Source organism: Legionella fallonii LLAP-10, assembly GCF_000953135.1.
In the GTDB taxonomy this organism is placed as follows: Bacteria; Pseudomonadota; Gammaproteobacteria; order Legionellales; family Legionellaceae; genus Legionella; species Legionella fallonii.
Genome location: NZ_LN614827.1, coordinates 142709 through 161001, shown reverse-complemented (window position 1 = coordinate 161001; position 18293 = coordinate 142709). Strand labels below are relative to the sequence as shown.

The window sequence follows — 18293 nt, the reverse complement described above, 5'->3', positions numbered from 1 at the left end:
TTACGCGCGGTATGTGCCAATAAGATATCTCATGGAATGGGAGTGATACTACTCGTTACCCATTGGATTTAAAGAAAACTCCTGTGCAAACAATTGATACTCTTTTGTAAAAGCAAAGCGACTGAATTGATAAATACCATAAGTAATAAACGGCGCAGCAAACACATCGATGCTGTAGTGAATATGCCCTGCTAATACTATGTAGGCAAAAAATAAGCTGGTCGCCAAATAAAAATAACGTAATTTGCTTTGTTGCCAAAAAATCAACATTAATAAGAATGGACCACCAACATGACCTGAGAAAAAAAGATCGCCGGTAAATAGGAAAAAAGCCGAGTAATTAGAAGGGATGATTAAATTGTTATGCGGTGCACCAAGATGGGTAAGACAAATAAATGCACTGCGAATGAAAATAAAGACAGCGGCCGTTTTGGTAACGAAAGGCAAGGCGCCTGGTTTAGTCATAATATAGATTGCAAAAATAAGCCAAAAGGCTAAGGCAGCATGAACATGGAGCACCGTCACATCGCGCATGGCGATACTATCCAGCAGCAGATCACTAACACTTGCCGTCGCCATCAAAGTCGCATATTCCCCTGCTTGATTGGCGACCAGAAAACTGATACCTAGCATTAATAATCCAAGCAACAGGCTGATGAGATAATTACGCTCCTGGCACAAAGTACTGTAGCGGAGAGCTAACGTTTTCATAGCACAATCATTTCTTGATAAAGGCGCTCATAATGCTCCGCCGTACGATTAATATCATGTGTTTCAGCAAGTACCCTACTTTCAACCCCCATTCGCTTTCTTAATTCAGAATTAGATAAAATATCAATCATGTAATTGGCCAATGCAGCGATATCATTGGGGACAAACAAATAGCCATTCTTACCAGGAATAATTAACTCCGGCAAGGCCATAGCATGAGCACCGATTATCGGCAAACCTGAAGCAATAGCCTCTAATACCACTATGCTTTGTAGTTCTGCAGTACCGGCATTAACAAAACAATCAGCCAAACCATGAATTTGTGGGTATTCTGCATCGGATAAATAATCAGTAAAAGTAATGTGCCGATGGATGCCTAACGACCTGGCCAGCTCCTCAAGAGCCGACCGTTCTGTGCCTCTACCCACAATGACCAAATGCGCATCAACACTTGGTCTTGTTCGATGAAATGCCCGCACCACGGTTGCTATATTTTTTTCTTTGTCTAATCGTCCGCAATATAACAAGATAGGCTTATCAGGAATTTGAAATCTTCCTTTCAATAAACTGGCATCCTGGTTAGGGTGAAAACGCTGTAAATCAACCCCACATGAAATGACATGAACCGGCTTCTTTAAATGAACCTTCTCAAGTAAGGCTGCGGCAGTTTGGGTGGGTGTGGTTACTCTATCCACATTAGATAACATATCAATCACTATGTTCCAACAGATGCGGTTAAACCAAGGTTCGCAAAAGCGGGGAAGGCGGGTGTAGTGGAAAAAATTCTCCGGCATAAAATGATTGGTCGCCATTAAGGGAATACCCATTGAGCGACAAGCCCGATAACAAATACCACCAAGAAAAAATTTACCCTGCAAATGAACCAAATCCGGTTTAAAATCCTTAATGGCTTTTACCATCCCTTGTTTGATAAATACGGGCCAACAAACACGAAAATGTTTATAGCCAATGATGGGCCAGGAACGAACACCAAAAAGACGAACCCCTTCATATTCACTATACCCTTGCTTTAAACTTCTTGAAGGGCAAATAACAAGAATCTCATGCCCTCTTTTTTGTAAGGAGAGAGCAAGTCTATGAGTAAAATAAGCTCCCCCATTAAGATCTGGAGGATAGCTGTCCAATACTGTTATAATCCGCATTGACGCCCTTTTTACTTGAAGTGATATTAGTGAGCAAGGAAGTACTATCCTAGCACTTGTCCATTTTGGGTTCAAGTTGATTTAAAGTCATTGTTAATTGATCCAATTAACATCCAATTGATGAATAACAGCCCTTGATGTACAATTAATAACTTTTCTCTCCTGGATGCATGATATGCCAGCAGTAAAAATAACCGGATTAGGACATTACTTACCAGAGAATAAAATTTTATCCTCCGAGCTTGATCAACAACTTGGACTAGAAAAAGGCAGCGTTCAAAAAAAATCAGGGCTTATTTCCCGTCATTTTGCGACCCAACGAGAAACGACCTCTTATATGGGAGCTCAAGCCGCATTACGCGCTATAGAGCACGCGGGTCTCACTCTGCAAGAGATAGATGTGATTATCAGTGCGAGTGGTGCCAATGAACAAGGTATTCCCTGTACCGCTGCATTAATTCAAAAACAACTGGGATTAGCACACTCAGGCATTCCTTGTTTTGATATTAGCAGCACCTGCCTGAGTTTCCTCACAGCATTAGACACTATGTCTTACTTAATAGAAGGAGGGCGCTTTAAACGAGCCTTGATTGTTTCCAGTGATCTCCCTTCTCGAGGGCTTAATTGGCATGATATGGAAACCTGTACTATTTTTGGCGATGGCGCAGCCGCTTGCGTACTGGAAAAAAGCACTCATTCTAGCCGCATTATTGCCTCACATATGATAACTCATAGCGCCGGCGCTGAATTCTGTCGTATAGAAGCTGGTGGTACCCTTTTTCCACCATCACAACCCCATGATAAAGCACTTGGTTTATTTTATATGGACGGTAAGAAGGTCTTTAAATTAGCCAGCCAATTGCTAGAGCAGTCTACAGAAGCGTTGCTTAGCAAAGCAGGAGTCACGATGTCTGATATCCATTGGGTAGTACCGCATCAAGCCAGCTTACTTGCCATGCATCATATGAGAAAGCGTCTCGCTATCCCGACAGAGAAAGTTGTAGACATCTATGCCACTCATGGCAATCAAATGGCAGCCTCCTTACCCAATGCCTTATCCAACTATGTATATGCCAATAAAATACACCGAGGACAATTACTTTATTTAATAGGAACAGGGGCAGGAATTTCTGCCTCAGGTATAATATTGGAGTTTTAGCATGAGATGCGTAGTCACAGGAGCTACTGGTTGTCTTGGACTTAATTTGACTCAACGTCTCGTTCAAGAAGGACATGAAGTCATGGCTTTGGGCCGTAATCAACACTTGGGTGCCCTACTATCCCAATTTGGAGCCCAATTTGTTGCTCTTGATCTAAATGAAAAAACACGTTTGCAACAGCTTATGCAAAATGCAGAACTCATTTTTCACTGCGCAGCGCTTTCCAGCCCATGGGGTCCTTATAAAGATTTTTATCACGCCAATGTGGTGGGTACCCAACATGTCATCGCCGCAACGCCTAGTACGGCAAGATTAATTCATGTCTCATCCCCCAGTGTTTATTTTGATTTCACCGAAAAGCATCAAATTAAAGAAGAGGATGTCTTGCCAAGTAAGCCGGTAAATCATTATATAAAAACCAAACGTCTTGCGGAATCATTGATTGATCAAGCGCATCAGGAACAGCGGATACAGGTTATTACCATACGTCCAAGAGCTTTATTTGGGCCTTATGATCGTGCGATTTTTCCCCGTTTACTTAAAGCGGAGAGAAACGGGGTTTTGCCATTAATCGGTTCAGGAGAAAATATCATCGACATCACTTTTGTTGATAATGTAGTAGAAAGTTTAATTCTGGCAGCGCAAGCAAAAAATCAATTTTTAGGAAAAAAATATAATATTACTAACGATGAACCGCAAAAGCTGACAAGCCTTATCACAGAGCTTTATCGTGCGCTAGGCAAACCACTAAAAGTAAAATACATCCCTTATTCTATTGCCAAAAATATCGCGCATTGCCTGGAAATTTTATACCGCTTGCCTTTTATCACCCAAGAGCCGCGCCTTACCGCATACAGTGCAGGAGTTTTAGCTTTAGGCCAAACCCTGAATATAGAGGCGGCTAAAACAGACTTAGGCTATAAACCTATAGTGAGTGTTGCCGAAGGGATGCAGCGCTTTGCCCATTGGTATCATGTCTCATGATTAGTTATAAACTCCTTGAAGCAGGCTTTTGCAAACATTGCGAAAAAATGACCTTAAAAAAAGGGCGTTTAAAACAATGCGAATACCCCGCCATTTGTGCATTAATCAAGCATCCACAACAGGGTTATATTCTATTTGATACGGGCTATAGCGACCGATTTTTCAACTTAACCCGGAAATTTCCTTTTTCTTTATATCGTTATTTAACACCCGTAACCATTCAAAAATCATTAAAGGAACAACTTTTAGAACAGCATATTCATCCAGATGAAATTAACTATATTGTCATCTCTCATTTTCATGCCGATCATATTGGTAGTTTAAAAGACTTTCCTAAGGCTCGCTTTTTTTGTCATCAAGAAGCATTAGCCGATATTAAAAATAAAAAAGGACTGAGGGCTTTAATCCAAGGCTTTCTGCCTGGACTTCTACCTGCCGATTTTTATGAGCGATTAATCATATTGGGTAATAAGGAAAGCATCCTGGCCTCCCACCTTGCCCCCTTCACTAGAGGATTTGATTTGTTTGATGATGGTCTAATCTTTGCTATTCCCTTACCTGGACATGCCCAAGGCCAGATAGGATTATATTTTAAAGCCATAAAAGAAACTTTTTTAATTGCTGATAGTTGCTGGCATCAAGAAACATTTCAGCAGTTAATTTATCCTCATGTGCTTACTTATTTAATCCACCACGATAAAGAAGCATACCAAAACACCATACAAAACCTACATGCCCTTTATCAACAAAATAAAGAGATGGACATAATTCCTTCCCATTGCCAACATTTCAGACCCAAGGTAGGGCTTACTCTGTGATAGCACGTATTCTTTATTACTACTACAAAACACTGTGGCTAAAACGCACTTTGCAAACACCAGGGCAACTAGCCTGCTATCAAGAAAAGCAATTTAAGAAACTAGCTAAAAAAACTTTAGCAAAATCCCCTTTTTATTACCCCTATAAAGACAAACCGCTGTCTGAATGGCCCATAATGAATAAACAACTGATGATGGAGCATTTTGACCAAATCAATACCGTTAATTTAACTAAAGAACAGGCTATGGAGGTGGCGTTAAAGGCGGAACAGACTAGAGATTTCTCCCCATTAATTCATAATATTTCCGTGGGGCTATCGTCAGGCACCTCAGGAAGCAGAGGTTTATTCCTCACCAATCCGAGAGAGCGAGATGCTTGGGCTGGAGCCATTCTAGCCAAAGCATTACCCAATGGACTTAAAACACGTGAGCGAATCGCTTTTTTCTTACGTGCTAATAACAATTTGTATACCACTTTAAATAAAAGTAAAAAAATTCAATTTCATTTTTTTGATTTACTGCTGAATTTTGATGAGCACATCACCCGATTAAACGCCCTACAGCCGACTATTTTATCCGCACCAGCCAGTGTGTTGCTATTACTAGCCAGGCAAAAGGAACGCTTGACTATTAAGCCCCATAAAATCTATTCAGTTGCTGAAGTTTTAGAAAAAGATGATGAGCAATTAATAAGTGAGGCATTTCATAGTCCTGTATCCCAAGTCTATCAATGCACAGAAGGGTTCCTGGCTATTAGCGATAAAGGCAACAACCAATTAACCATGAATGAAGAGTTTTTAATCATTGAAAAAGAATGGATTGATGAGTCGCGCTTTGTCCCTATTATTACTGATTTGATGCGTAGCACCCAACCCATCATACGTTATCGTTTAGACGATGTCCTCGTCGCTAAAAACGCCAATAAAACCTTCACCGAACTTGCTGCTATAGAAGGGCGAATTGGCGACATTTGTTATGGCAAACAAAATCAGCAGCCAATCCCCATCTTTGCCGATATCATACGCCAACAAATGGCAAGCAGTGCTATTGAATTTGCAGAGTATAAAATCTGCCAACATGCTTTAGATGAGTTCAGCATTCAAGTCGAGCCAGAGCCCATGGACAAAGAGGGACTAATTAATCACCTCAACGCCTTATTCCTACAAAAAAATTGCGCTATTCCCAACTGGCGTTGGGAGCCTTTTGTAAAAAAAGAACAGGGGATAAAACGACGACGGATTCAGTCACGAATTATAGTGTGAGTCCTCATGCTGAGAAGACTTAAAACGAATCAGACATTTTTCTTCTTGTAGGCGGTAGTGGTCGGTTTTGGATGATCTCCAGACCCACATAGTAAACCGCTACTCATATTACACATCATTTAACCTACATTCAGTTTTAATGTTATCGCCACAGGCTGATTAAAGGTGTTTGCTCCACGGCTATCATTACCCCTTGTCGCCACACAATGGGATAAAGACCCATCAGTGGGGCTTAATTGACAAATAGATAACGTATTCATAGAGGTTCCCAGGCCATTATTAGGGATATATCCATATCCCGTTGCACTTGACATAAATAAACCGACACCCGTGAGTTGTTCAAAATTGAATGTTTGATTGCCAGCAGCATCTGGCCCATCAGATACGGTGCATGGAAGGATATCCCCATTAGATACCGGACACACGAAAACATCGCTATTCCCAGCATTTCCAAAATAAACATAGGTATTGGCGGCATTGAAGCTAATGCCTTCTACAAGGTACTCACTGATGACGGCAGGGTAATTGGCTGAAGTACATACTCCGATGGTACCGCCCACCACCGGACAGATTGCCGCAGATTGTTGTATTGCATTTGCATTGGTATAGAGATAAGAACGTCCATTCGACGCTGTTTGTACGCCAACAAAGAGATCATACCCAAAATCAATCTCATTAAGCGTATCATTACCATAGGAAATTGCGCATGCCCCCAGCGATCCATTCGCATTGACAGGACAAATGGATACCCAACCGCAATGCATGGCGCAAGTTTGATTGCTAGTATAGAAAGAAGCATACAAATAACTTCCATCTGGACTAAAAGCTACCCCCGTGACGCTCCCATCGGTAAAAGAAGCATCTGTATTAATGGTGCAAGTATCTAATAAGCCATTGGATTTGATAGGGCAAATGGCAATAGAACCGTTGTTCTCAGATGATGGAGATGCATTATTGCCAATATAAGCGATCGTTTGTGCTGGATTTAAGGCTATCGCGAAAGGCGAATTTAAGGTGCTCGTCTTGGTAGAGTCGGGCGCATTCGTTGTTTGACAAATACCCAGGTGGGAGCCATCGGAACTGACTGGGCAAATGGATATTGTAGAAGGTTGATTATAGTTGACAACATAAGCATAAGTGTTTGGGCGCACTTGAAAAGTCGCCGGAGAGGTATCACTCACTACAAAAGAACAATAGCCTTTGTTATTCAAATGACAAGGCGCTCCGTTGATGGTAACGGTATAACCCGGGGTATTTACTTTAATTCCTGCATTATTGTACTGATGATGAGGAATGGTGGTCGATATACTCAGCGTTAATCTCGATGCACTATAATTTTGGCATGATAAGGGGCCGCTTGCATTAAGACATAATGTCATGCTAAAGGGCTGCGGTGTTCTCGTTCCAGAGGGAGAAACATTAAACAATGCTCCTGTAGCACCGAAGACATGCTGCCCCAACATCATGAGGATAAACACAAGCATGCCGAGTAGTCTTAATCGCATTAACATACATCGTCCTTAAATTAACGTTTGGATAAGAAGCTTATTAGATCCGGTCTCTATCTCGATCCGTTCGCCCTGAGGAGTCGCTTTAGCGACATCTCGAAGGGTTTTGGTACAGTGCCTAGCCTTCAAGACGGGCTAAAGCCCTCCTCAGGACGAACGGGGCAATGTAAAATCTGAGTTCCTTATCCAAAACTGACGTTAAATTAATGTGAATTCAATATTATTTTTATGATCAACTTCGGCTGAATCTTTCAAATTTAGTCAAAAATGATTTAAAAGGACCTAGAATAGATAATCTAGTGGAATTATTTTGTGCTGTCGATGATTTTTCAGAAGAATTTTTTCCTTAATTTGAAAAAGTACAACTTGAGTTTGACATTAAAAAAATCAAAAAACCGGCTCGATGAGCCTCCTTATGGAAATGAATAGGAAGAGAAAAAAAGCGATTAACTACTGCTAGGTTAAAGAGCTTTGCACAAATTGTGCCAGGCCAGCGATAGAAGAAAAATCATCCAAAGCATAAGCCTTTATCTGCGGATTTGTGTCAGCAAACATTTTCTTTAATGAACTTCTTGGCCCTAGCTCTAAAAAAAATGAGATGCCATATTCTGGAGCCAAATGCATTACTCTATCCCAATGCAGGGTGTGAGATAATTCATTAGCTAATATTGGGATTAGGTCTTGTGCATGATAAATCACTTCGTTAGTCAATGCGTTTAATACCGGATACGCCATAGGAGTGGATGAAACGCTTTGTAAATACTGCAAAAAATCCTCGCTTGCTGCACTCAATAAAGGCGTATGAGAAGGAACTCTCACTCGCAATAATTCGGCCTTACTAATACCTTTAGATTGCGCTGTCGTAAGCAATGCATGGAGGTCATCTACTGTCCCGCCAACCACATAATGATCTTCCCCATTAATAATCGCTATATGGCAATTAAAATGTGCCGTGAGCAGCCGAGCCTGAGTTAAGCTGATATTCCCTTTTAACACAGCTAGCCCACACTCTTGTTTTCCCAGTAAATGACTCATCGCTGCCGCCATAAAAGAGGCGCGTTTTTGGGTCAGGGAACACAGTGTGTTGAGATCGAACCGTGCGCTAACACCAAAGGCAGTTAGCTCACCTAAACTATAACCACAAAGAAACTCAGGAGATAAATCAGTGTATTGATTAATTGCCTGGAAGGCCCCGGCACTAAGGAGCATTATGAAACACTGCGCATAAACCACATCATCACAATAATGCTGCACAACTTCTGTATTCAATAAATCCAGATGCATGTACTGACTTGCCTCTTCAAGCCAACGCTTACCCCAATCATCCGCTGCCAGTTTACTAAACATGCCGCTGTATTGCATTCCCTGACCAGAAAAAGCGATTAATAATGACATAGAAGAGGCTCACAAAATAACTGTCCAATGAATAATAAAACACTAATTAAGTCAGCAACACCACCAGGACTAATTCCTTCTCTAGAAAAAAGCATATGAAGTTCCATAGCCTGTTGTTGACGAGTATCAAGACACTCAATAGCTAAAATTTCCTGCGCTTTTTGCCGTGCAAATAATAAGCCAGCCGTTCCTTTTCTATAAAGCACATTAGTGTCATCAACTGCTGATAACAATTGTAAATAAGCAAACAAGCAACTTTTATCAAGACAGAGGGTCTGTTGATACAGCGCAAGAAAAGAGGTAAGCAAATGAAAGACAACCGCATAGCCATCCCTTGCCATTTGCTTGGCATCAACAACCTGATGATTTTGTCTCACTATTGCCCCATGGCTGGATTGCTCCGTTTGATGATGTTGTAATATCACACGCCAATCTTTAATTAACTGCTGGTACAAATCATGAGGAGCAAAGTGTCTTTTTTCTTTGATAAGCCGCGATACAGAGACAGCTAATACCCCTAAGGCAAAAATAGCCCCTCTATGCGTATTAATTCCCGCCGTTTTATGCAGCATGCGTCGTTCTGCCTCAACCCCAATCCGTCGTAAATCGTCATAACTTCGATGAGCCAGTCCTTGCACCGCAATATCATAAAAATAATGACGCAAAGTAAAAAGACTACGATAAAACGTTTCTCCATTCATATCTCTGTGAGCCCCTGAATCGATAAAGCTAACTAAACCAGGTTTAGGATAGGCTTTAACCTCAAAATAGAGTGCCCTGATTGCTATTCTAGTAATTCCTCTAGCGATCCGGTCCTCAGAGTCCCAATAAATGGGGGTATTGTGCATAGAGTTCATGTCTCGATATCAATCCAGCGTTACGTGAATCTTTGAATAATAATTGTGGCGAAGAAGCATACAATAACTCATTAATGGCAACATCACCCACACCATGAAAGCGAATTTCGCCATCAATGGTTCTCTTAAACTTTGTTTTTAATTGATTGAGTAACTGTCTCAGCACGACTAATGAATAACCATCATAATCAATCAGCACATCCAAATCGGAATGTTCCGTGACAAAGCATTGCCCTGTTAACGATTCAAATAAAAAAGAGCCAAAAACAAATATGGATTTAAAATCTACTAACTCCTGAGGGGAAAATAAAGTCTCTGCTTGTTGTCCCAGTTTTTTGGCAAAAAATACAGTCATATCTGCCAACTTGGGTAACTCTTCTGCTCGATGTACTAAGTGTTTTGACAGTAATAAACCCACCCGGTATTTTTTATTAGCCAACAAAACAGGCAATCCTAAATTTACCTGCGAGCCCTCATCATCTAACTGCCGAGCATAAATACAGGGTAGTCCCTGATTAAACCAGTCCCGTATATGATGCATCAGCTCATCTTTATTTTCGTGTCTGGAATGAATGGTAAATTGTGCATGACGCTCTGGGAATACCAGCTGATGTCTTTGCTCCATCATTACAGAGCAGCGACTTGATTAATTATTGCATAGGCTAATTGCCTGCCCCCTCGCTCGGCACCTAGCTGAGCACGCCGGTCTTCGTTACTGCTACTTACAGCGCGTAGTAATGCATCAGCAACCTCAGGCAAGGCGACAAGCTCATGTACCCCACCTAGTTTATAGAAATTATTTGCACCAGGGGCAAATACAGGTAAGGTTTCACTCAATTTCTGCAACACAGCCAAATCTATCTTCGTCACTCTGGCAATACCCTCTAACCACATTACCGCCAACTTTGCCTCAGGCAAAGCCAAAATAGTATCGGCCATTAAACCATAAGCGATAAAACCGCCACCTATCGCCTGGTTATAAACTAAAGAAATTAATTTATTTCCCTGTTGTCGTAAGCACTCCAAACTAGCAAGGAGATGTGCGAAATATTGATGCATCCCTAACCACTCATCGCGCATGGTTAACTGCTGTCCAGCTACATCCACTAATAATAAAAGCGGATCGAGCGAATGAGATGCCGCCATGGTGAGTACATGTTCTGCCATAATTAGAGCTTGCTCAACACCTAAACAAGTAGACTCCTTCACACCGAGAATGCGAAAAGGTTGAGAGCCAAGGCGCCCTTGACCACAAACCACTGAATGCTCTTCGGTTAATTCGTATTCTGTCCCAAAGATGCCCTTCATTACCTCATCTAATGTAGTCATTACTCATCCTTGTCGATCTGTTGTGCGGCTTGTAAAAAGCTAGGCTTATCCATATTAAATAAAGTTGGAGCCAACTGAGGATATTTATCCGCTAGATAGCTACCCTCTTCTTGATATCCCTTTGCTGATTCAAAACGTTTTTTTAATAAAGCATGCTGCTCTTGCAAAAAGGCACTATTGATAGGTTTTTTCTTATTTATCGCTTCTTTAAGCACTTCTTTGATCGTATCTATAGACGAATCGACATAGGCTTGAACAGCCTGCTGCAAGTAACGGGTTTTACCACCATAAACGCGCCAGACTAAAGACCTATTCTGAGCATCAAATGCCTCAACGCCTTTGACCGCCTGAATCACATCAGCCCCGGAAACACCTATACGTCCGATTTCATTCACGATGAGGTAATCGAGACAGCTAGAGATGATTCCCATACCACCAAATGCCCCATTTTTGCCACAAATAACCCCTATAGTCATCACTCCTTTACTTCTGGCGGTAAAAATAGCCCGAATAGTCTCTGATATAGCCAGCTCCCCAGCATTGGCTTCATGCAGCCTCACGCCACCGCTATCAATCAATAAAATCACTGCCGCGACACCACGTTTAACTGCCGCCTTGAATAAGCCGGTCAATTTGGCGCCATGCACCTCACCTACAGCCCCCCCCATAAAATCTTTTTGCTGTGCCGCAATTAATATGCTTTGGTTGTTAAATGAAGCAGAACCAATCACAATGCCATCATCGGCTTCCCCTGGTAATCCTAAAGCAGCTAAGTGGGGACTATAATGAGCTTCATCGGCGAGCCATTCGCTAAACGAATGAGAGTCGACTAGGGCATCAATTCGAGCACGAGCATCCAATTCCAGATAATTGCTTGCCGTTTTCTGATACCCATTAAATGCTTCAAGTGCCTGCCTAAGGCGCAACGCAACCACCGGTGGTGTCGCACCATTATCGTTTAAGGTAAATTTCAATCCTACAGGTTGGTATTCTGCAACAAAATTTTCAATGACTATACGCCAAATTGGCGCATAATGTTCTATTGCGGTTTCAATTTCAAACCGCGTATTCGTAGTATCATTTTCTTCAACAATAATTTCCAAATTCCCAGAACCAACAACGCCACAAACGGTGCGTTGACCTTTAAACTTATTCCCTGATAAAGCAAAATCAAATGCCATTGATTCCATTATAATTCCTTACCAATTTCTAAATTTTGCGGGAGGAGCATACAGCCCCTTGGAATAGTCGACCAAATCACGAATAGATTTAGCAGCAAGCAAATCTCTAGTCGCATCAGAAAACTTAATCCCTAAATCTTCTGGACGTTGGATTACTTTTCTTGCCCGCAACTCATCCACCTTGTGCTGATCTCGTTGACGCCCCACTTCAGTATAACCAGCAATACCGCGTATCGCTTGTTCTCGCTCCTCAAGATTACGACACATCAATAGATTAGCAATTCCTTCTTCGGTGACTATATGACTAATATCATCACCATAGATCATCACCGGAGGGAGATCGGCGTTCATTGATTTTTGCAGCGACCAAGCATCCAATTGTTCAACAAAAGTAGGTTGTGTTGCACTTTGAAATGTTTCAACCATTTGAATCACTAATTTCCTACCACGAGGCATTTTGCTGGATAAGGCCTCACAACGCTCCTGTCCTGCTTTTAACCAGGCATAAGAGGAATGTCTGCGCCCTGGGGCATCACAGCCCATATTAGGCGCACCACCAAATCCTGCTATGCGGCCATCTATTGCGGTGGAGCTATGTCCCTCCACATCAATTTGTAGGGTAGCGCCAATAAAAAGATCACAGGCATAATGTCCTGCCAATTGGCCAAACATACGATTAGAACGCAGCGAACCATCTTTACCTGTAAAAAATACATCAGGTCGAGCAGCAACATAGTCATTCATGCCAACCTCACCGCCAACGGCATGAATTGATTTGACAAAACCTTCTTCAATGGCTGGAATAAGCGTGGGAAGAGGATTAACCATCCAATGTTGGCAAATGGCTCCTTTCAATCCCAAAGATTCGGCATAAGTGGGCAGCAATAACTCTATAGCGCAAGTATTAAAACCAACACCATGATTTAATACATTGACCTGATAAGGCGCATAGATCCCTTTGATTACCATCATAGCCATTAAGATTTTAAGCTCATTAATTTGTGCTGGATCCCGGGTAAAAAGAGGCTCTATATAAGAAGGCTTCGGGCCTTTAACTATGATGTCAACCCAACCACCCGGAATATCCACCCGCGGCAATTGCTCAACAACTTCATTCACCTGAACTATGACTATACCATTTTTGAATGCGGTTGCCTCAATGATCGCAGGTGTTTCTTCTGTATTAGCACCGGTATACAAATTCCCTTTTTTGTCTGCTTTATCCGCCATTAACAAACAAACATTAGGGGTCAAATCAGTGAGTAAGCGAGCAAATAATTCATTGTAGGTATGAATATTACCAACCTGAATTTTTTTATTTTTTACCATGTTAGCCAAACGCGCAGCTTGCGGGCCAGAATAGGCAAAATCAATTTTGGATGCTATACCTTTGTCAAAAACAGCCAAATGTTCGGGTAAAACAATAGCTGATTGAATCATATGCAGGTTATTAATAACAGAGGGATCTAATTGCGTCATGGCAGATGCCAAATAACTTGCTTGCTTTTGGTTATCGCCTTCAATACAAACCCTATCACCACTTAGAATAATTTGTGACAAGACTGCAACGATATCCTCTGTATTAATAAATTTACTGTCTTTTAAATATGGCTGAATTTTAGCAAGACGCGATAGATATTTTTTTCGATTTATATCCCACATAGTTATTCCCTAGTAACGCCTCCGCGAATCCTTTTTTTATAGCATAACACAGGCTATTATTCACCATCCGTCTGCACTTAATTACCTGGCTACCTTATTTAGCATGCTGAGTCAGCCAATCCTGTATCCTTAAAATGGTATCGGTAACCGTCATGCAAAATTGTTTATATAGGGCGGCGACTAGATGAACTGGTTCGGGCTTGGAACAAAGCTCAAGATATTGACTGGCAAACTTTAAACGGATTGCTCCGCAATATAAAGCTTCGGTTTTAATTTTTTTAGCAATTTGCTCGACCTGGCTCCAATTTTTTTGCGCATAGGCAGTATCTATTTCTTTCAGGTCTTGAGGAAGAGCTTCCCTGATCATCAACTGCAATAATTCTTTTAATGTTGTTATATCTTCTATTTCATTTTTTTCTTCAAGAACTGGGTAAGAATCTAATTTAAATAACTCTTCTTCAGAAGCAGGCAAATCCTTGCCTAAATATTGTGGTGACTGTTGGTTGCAATGAGTTATTTTAGCTTGAACGAATTCATCTACTAAATGCTGTAATGCATTCATTTTAATAGGTTTTATAATGACTTTGTTCATCCCTGCAACGATACATTCTTTTTTTATGGCATCCACAGCATGAGCAGTTAATCCTATAATAGGAACCGCGGGCTTGTTTTGGCTTTGCTCATAAGCCCTGACGGCTAGAGTCAGTTCACTTCCTGAAATTCCAGGTAGTCCTAAATCGGATAAAATTAAATCAAATTCGTGTTCTTTAATTAAATCTAACGCTTCTTCACCTGTATGAGCTGATTTATAGCGGCAGTTACATTGTTTGGCGATGAACTCTATCATTTTTAATGCAATGGCATTATCTTCCACTAACAATAATAGCGGAGAGTCAGATGATACAGCATCTCCTTCATTCTTTGTTGTCACCCTATCATCATTAGTCCAGTGCTCTTCGAGCTCCACAGAAGAGGAAGGTTCTAATGAATTAGCTTTAGAGGAATCAATAACAATGGGAACTTTGACTACAAACTGAGTTCCTTCATTTGGTTTACTTTCAACGGAAATCGACCCTTGAAGAAGATCAATGTACTTCTGCACAATGTGCAGCCCCACTCCATGCCCTGCGTATAATCCTTTAGAAGAGGGAGTTGCTCTATAGAATCGGTCGAATATTTTACTTTGATCTGCCTCAGAAATTCCAATGCCACTATCCGCTATCATCACTGTCAATTCAGCGTGCTCAGGTTCTTTAAGAAGAGTGCTGCTAACATGTATCGTTATATCCCCTTCTTGGGTAAATTTTATGGCGTTTGATAAAAGATTTAAGATAATACGATGTAATTTAGTAGAGTCGGTTATTATCCATTGTGGAACAGAAGAATCGATTGTTAGATGCAGTTCTAGCTTTTTAATCTTAATGGTAGGTAATTCTAATTCACAGATTCCTTTAATCAGTTCATATAAATCAAACAATTGATTTTCGATAACATGTTCTTTGGAGTTATTGGAAGAAACCATATCAAGAATGCTATTAAATAACTCTAATAACTGTTCCCCACTCATCTCAATCATATGAGCGTATTCTTTTTCCTGAGCTTTACGGAGTTCTTGCTGTAAAAGATTCGCCATACCAATAATACCAATTAATGGTGTACGAATATCATGGCTCATATTTTGAATGAACTCATCTTTAGTATGATTGGCTTTTTCTGCAATATCCTTCGCTATTTGTAGTTCTTCTTCTCGTTTTTTTTGTTCTGTAACATCAATGGCTATTCCACTAACACCAAAGCAGGCACCTTGATCATCATAGAGAGGAAAACCATTATCCATTATCCAGCGAACGTCCCCATTGGGACGAATAATTCTATATTGTTCAGAATACCTTGCTTTATCCCCTAGTAGAACGATTTTGTTGGCCATTTCCTCTATGGGGTGATGAGTGGCTGTATCCTCAGGGTGCAAATACGTAATCCAGAGTCCGGGGTTATTATATAGCTCTTCTCGCGACCGCCCCCAAATTCGTTCATATGAAGGACTAACATATTGTATTTTTTTAAAATCAGGGCTACTTATCCAATAGACATGATCGCTATTTTCAGTGAACTTCGCTAAGAAATTTCCCACTTCATCTAGCGTTAAGGTTATTTTGTTATAATTTTTGTCCATTGCGGTTTATAATTTGATTCTTATTAACTAAAATATTAGCATACATTACATATATTGTTCATTTAATACGGGATTAAAATAATGCTAACACCTGATGGTTTATCAGCAGATGATACAGACAAAGTCATGCTGCTCAATATGTGGGCCAAGACATTAGAGAAAGAAAATCACAATCCTAATAAGTCTTTTATCTATGCCGGTATGGGCAAACCAACTTTTCGGGTAAACATCTATATTGTAGAAATGCTTGTCGCTTATTGGCAAGCTATCCTGGCATTAATTCAAAAAGAAATGACCAAGCCAGGAAGCGTAAAAGAGTCTATTGCAATAGACTACGGAGACGGCCGTGGAGATATTGAGCCACGAGCAATGATGGCAACGGCGATGAGCTCTTGGTATGCATCTCCCATTACGGCAGATAATATCTTATTTACCACTGGAGGAGCAGGTGCTTTACGCGTTATTTTTGAGACCTTCAATAAATTGTATGCCGACTCCTCAAAATACCGCGTCATTACCCCATTCCCTCATTATTCTCTTTATGCAGATAACGACAAACACATACTCCATCCTATAGACGTAATGCAAGAGCCTGGATATCGCCTTACAGCTACGGCCTTAGATGAAAGTATTCTTTCTGCCTATGAACTCGCAAAGCAAGATGGCTGCCCTCCTAGAGCAGTTCTATTATGTAATCCGAGTAATCCCTTAGGTACCGTGATTACAGAAGAAGAGTGGAAGGATATTGCCCAGGTATTACGTAAGTACCCTCATTTAAAGCTGGTTATAGATGAAGCTTATGCCGAAATGTATTGGTCAGCAGGAAACATCCCTTCTGTCTTAAAATATGCTCCCGAATTAAAAGATAGAGTTGTTTTATTACGTTCGGCAACTAAAGCCTTATCCTCTGCCGGTGAACGCTTTGCTATGTTGATGGCTTTTGATCCTGAATTAATGAATGCTTTACGCAATAAAAATATTTCCACTATCGGCCATGCCGCCCGCTCAGCTCAGTTAGCTTATGCTCATGCTATGGCACATTTTGGCGATAAAGAAAAAAAGGAACTAAAAGACTTTTATTATCCCAAGGTACAATACGTATGGCAAAGAGCTCAGGCAATGGGTGCAGCCATGCCAGATCCCTCTTATAAAATAGATAGTACTTTTTATGTGTTGTGTGATTTCAGCGATCTACTGGGTGATGAAATTCCAACCGAAGCCCAAAGAGCTTTAGGTAGAACAGGAAGGATCAAAACTAGTGAGGAACTGATTTATTCTCTATTATTCAAAGAGTCGTTGATGCTTGCTGCAGGTTCTTTTTTTGGCATGCCAGAAAATAACGGTGTCGTCCGAATTACTTGCAGTGGAACTGAGGCAGAGCTCAAAGATATGATGGATCGGCTAGAAGGGTGTCTTTTACAGGCACGAAAAAGAAAATCCGATCTTTTGGTAAAAGAGATTCGTCAGCAAATAACTATATTAACTAGTGTTGATGCGGCCAAGGGAACAATTGCCTTAAAACGACTTGAAAAAATTTCAGTCCCTAACAACTCTGTCCTGCAACTTAAAGCAAAAAATAAAGTTTTAGTAGAATTACTTGATGATATAAAACAAACAATTAAAAATCACAAAACTAATCCTGCAAGTGTCAAAGCAGAAACTAGAGCAAACGCGGCCCTCGCGCTTCAATCGTTTATCAGGACATATACCCAATCTACAGTACCTGCATCACAAGCTCCAGCGGTACCAACCACCCATCCATCGATATCAACAACTGCTACCAAAACACCACCAGCCAAACAGCCAGTAGATCTATTACAAAAGGAATGGGAAAAGTTTGTTGATGTGACTTTTAGTGAGGGGGCGTTAAAAACTCAATTCTTAAACTTAAAAGAAGCGGACAAAGAAACGATCCAACCATGGATTGAGCATAAAAGAAAATTTCTAGAAAAAATGTCCCCAGAGCGCACTATGGTTCATGATCAAGAGAAAGTGATAGATACACCAAAAGCAAGGCCCAAGATATCATAAAAAACAGGATGATTTTTGTAAGAATGACAATCACAGAGCGACCAATTACCCACCTAATT

The 18293-nt window shown here is 40.8% G+C and carries 15 protein-coding genes; 5 read left to right on the top strand and 10 right to left on the bottom strand.

Features of this window, described 5'->3' with window-relative positions:
- Positions 1-48 precede the first annotated feature (48 nt).
- Together LFA_RS00630 and LFA_RS00625 are read right to left on the bottom strand one after the other, a co-directional pair.
- The gene (locus tag LFA_RS00630; RefSeq protein WP_045094476.1) at positions 49-711 is read right to left on the bottom strand and encodes a phosphatase PAP2-related protein; all 663 of its coding nucleotides are present in this window, start codon (positions 709-711) and stop codon (positions 49-51) included.
- Positions 708-1874 (bottom strand): glycosyltransferase family 4 protein, encoded by a 1167-nt coding sequence (locus LFA_RS00625; RefSeq protein ID WP_045094475.1) that lies wholly within the window; start codon positions 1872-1874, stop codon positions 708-710. The genes LFA_RS00630 and LFA_RS00625 overlap by 4 nt, the downstream gene beginning before the upstream one ends.
- Positions 1875-2049: 175 nt before the next feature.
- Between LFA_RS00625 and LFA_RS00620 the strand changes: the two genes are divergently transcribed.
- The 4 genes from LFA_RS00620 to LFA_RS00605 are packed head-to-tail and all read left to right on the top strand — an operon-like array spanning position 2050 to position 6098.
- Positions 2050-3033, top strand: a complete 984-nt coding sequence (locus LFA_RS00620; RefSeq protein ID WP_045094474.1) for a beta-ketoacyl-ACP synthase III — start codon at positions 2050-2052, stop codon at positions 3031-3033.
- Between the two features lies 1 nt (position 3034).
- Positions 3035-4018: an NAD-dependent epimerase/dehydratase family protein gene (locus LFA_RS00615; protein WP_045094473.1), complete on the top strand. Its 984-nt coding sequence runs from the start codon at positions 3035-3037 to the stop codon at positions 4016-4018.
- The gene (locus tag LFA_RS00610; RefSeq protein WP_157010236.1) at positions 4015-4836 is read left to right on the top strand and encodes an MBL fold metallo-hydrolase; all 822 of its coding nucleotides are present in this window, start codon (positions 4015-4017) and stop codon (positions 4834-4836) included. Before LFA_RS00615 ends, LFA_RS00610 begins: the two co-directional genes overlap by 4 nt.
- Entirely contained in the window at positions 4833-6098 is a 1266-nt protein-coding gene (locus LFA_RS00605; protein ID WP_045094471.1) for a F390 synthetase-related protein, read from the top strand. Before LFA_RS00610 ends, LFA_RS00605 begins: the two co-directional genes overlap by 4 nt.
- 119 nt (positions 6099-6217) lie before the next feature.
- Here the strand turns inward: LFA_RS00605 and LFA_RS00600 are convergent, their stop codons facing one another.
- The 8 genes from LFA_RS00600 to LFA_RS00565 form a co-directional block, all read right to left on the bottom strand.
- Positions 6218-7609 carry a lactonase family protein gene (locus LFA_RS00600; protein ID WP_045094470.1) on the bottom strand — a complete coding sequence of 464 codons (1392 nt, stop codon included), beginning with the start codon at positions 7607-7609 and terminating at the stop codon, positions 6218-6220.
- A 453-nt stretch (positions 7610-8062) separates the two neighbouring features.
- Positions 8063-9001, bottom strand: coding sequence for an acyltransferase domain-containing protein (locus tag LFA_RS00595; RefSeq protein WP_045094469.1), 939 nt, complete (start codon positions 8999-9001; stop codon positions 8063-8065).
- Positions 8989-9858 carry a triphosphoribosyl-dephospho-CoA synthase gene (locus LFA_RS00590; RefSeq protein ID WP_231865882.1) on the bottom strand — a complete coding sequence of 290 codons (870 nt, stop codon included), beginning with the start codon at positions 9856-9858 and terminating at the stop codon, positions 8989-8991. Before LFA_RS00590 ends, LFA_RS00595 begins: the two co-directional genes overlap by 13 nt.
- A complete protein-coding gene (gene mdcG, locus LFA_RS00585) occupies positions 9818-10486 on the bottom strand; it encodes a malonate decarboxylase holo-[acyl-carrier-protein] synthase (protein ID WP_045094467.1) in 669 nt (222 codons plus the stop codon). The genes LFA_RS00590 and mdcG overlap by 41 nt, the downstream gene beginning before the upstream one ends.
- The gene (locus tag LFA_RS00580) at positions 10486-11187 is read right to left on the bottom strand and encodes a biotin-independent malonate decarboxylase subunit gamma (protein ID WP_045094466.1); all 702 of its coding nucleotides are present in this window, start codon (positions 11185-11187) and stop codon (positions 10486-10488) included. The genes mdcG and LFA_RS00580 overlap by 1 nt, the downstream gene beginning before the upstream one ends.
- Entirely contained in the window at positions 11187-12377 is a 1191-nt protein-coding gene (locus LFA_RS00575; RefSeq protein ID WP_045094465.1) for a biotin-independent malonate decarboxylase subunit beta, read from the bottom strand. The genes LFA_RS00580 and LFA_RS00575 overlap by 1 nt, the downstream gene beginning before the upstream one ends.
- Positions 12378-12386: 9 nt before the next feature.
- Complete coding sequence (mdcA, locus tag LFA_RS00570) at positions 12387-14030, bottom strand: malonate decarboxylase subunit alpha (protein ID WP_045094464.1); 1644 nt, start codon at positions 14028-14030, stop codon at positions 12387-12389.
- A 94-nt stretch (positions 14031-14124) separates the two neighbouring features.
- Positions 14125-16203 carry a PAS domain-containing hybrid sensor histidine kinase/response regulator gene (locus LFA_RS00565; protein ID WP_052673795.1) on the bottom strand — a complete coding sequence of 693 codons (2079 nt, stop codon included), beginning with the start codon at positions 16201-16203 and terminating at the stop codon, positions 14125-14127.
- A gap of 81 nt (positions 16204-16284) precedes the next feature.
- On the opposite strand from LFA_RS00565, the gene LFA_RS00560 reads away from it, so the two are divergent.
- Entirely contained in the window at positions 16285-18234 is a 1950-nt protein-coding gene (locus LFA_RS00560) for an aminotransferase class I/II-fold pyridoxal phosphate-dependent enzyme (protein WP_065814350.1), read from the top strand.
- Positions 18235-18293: the final 59 nt, after the last annotated feature.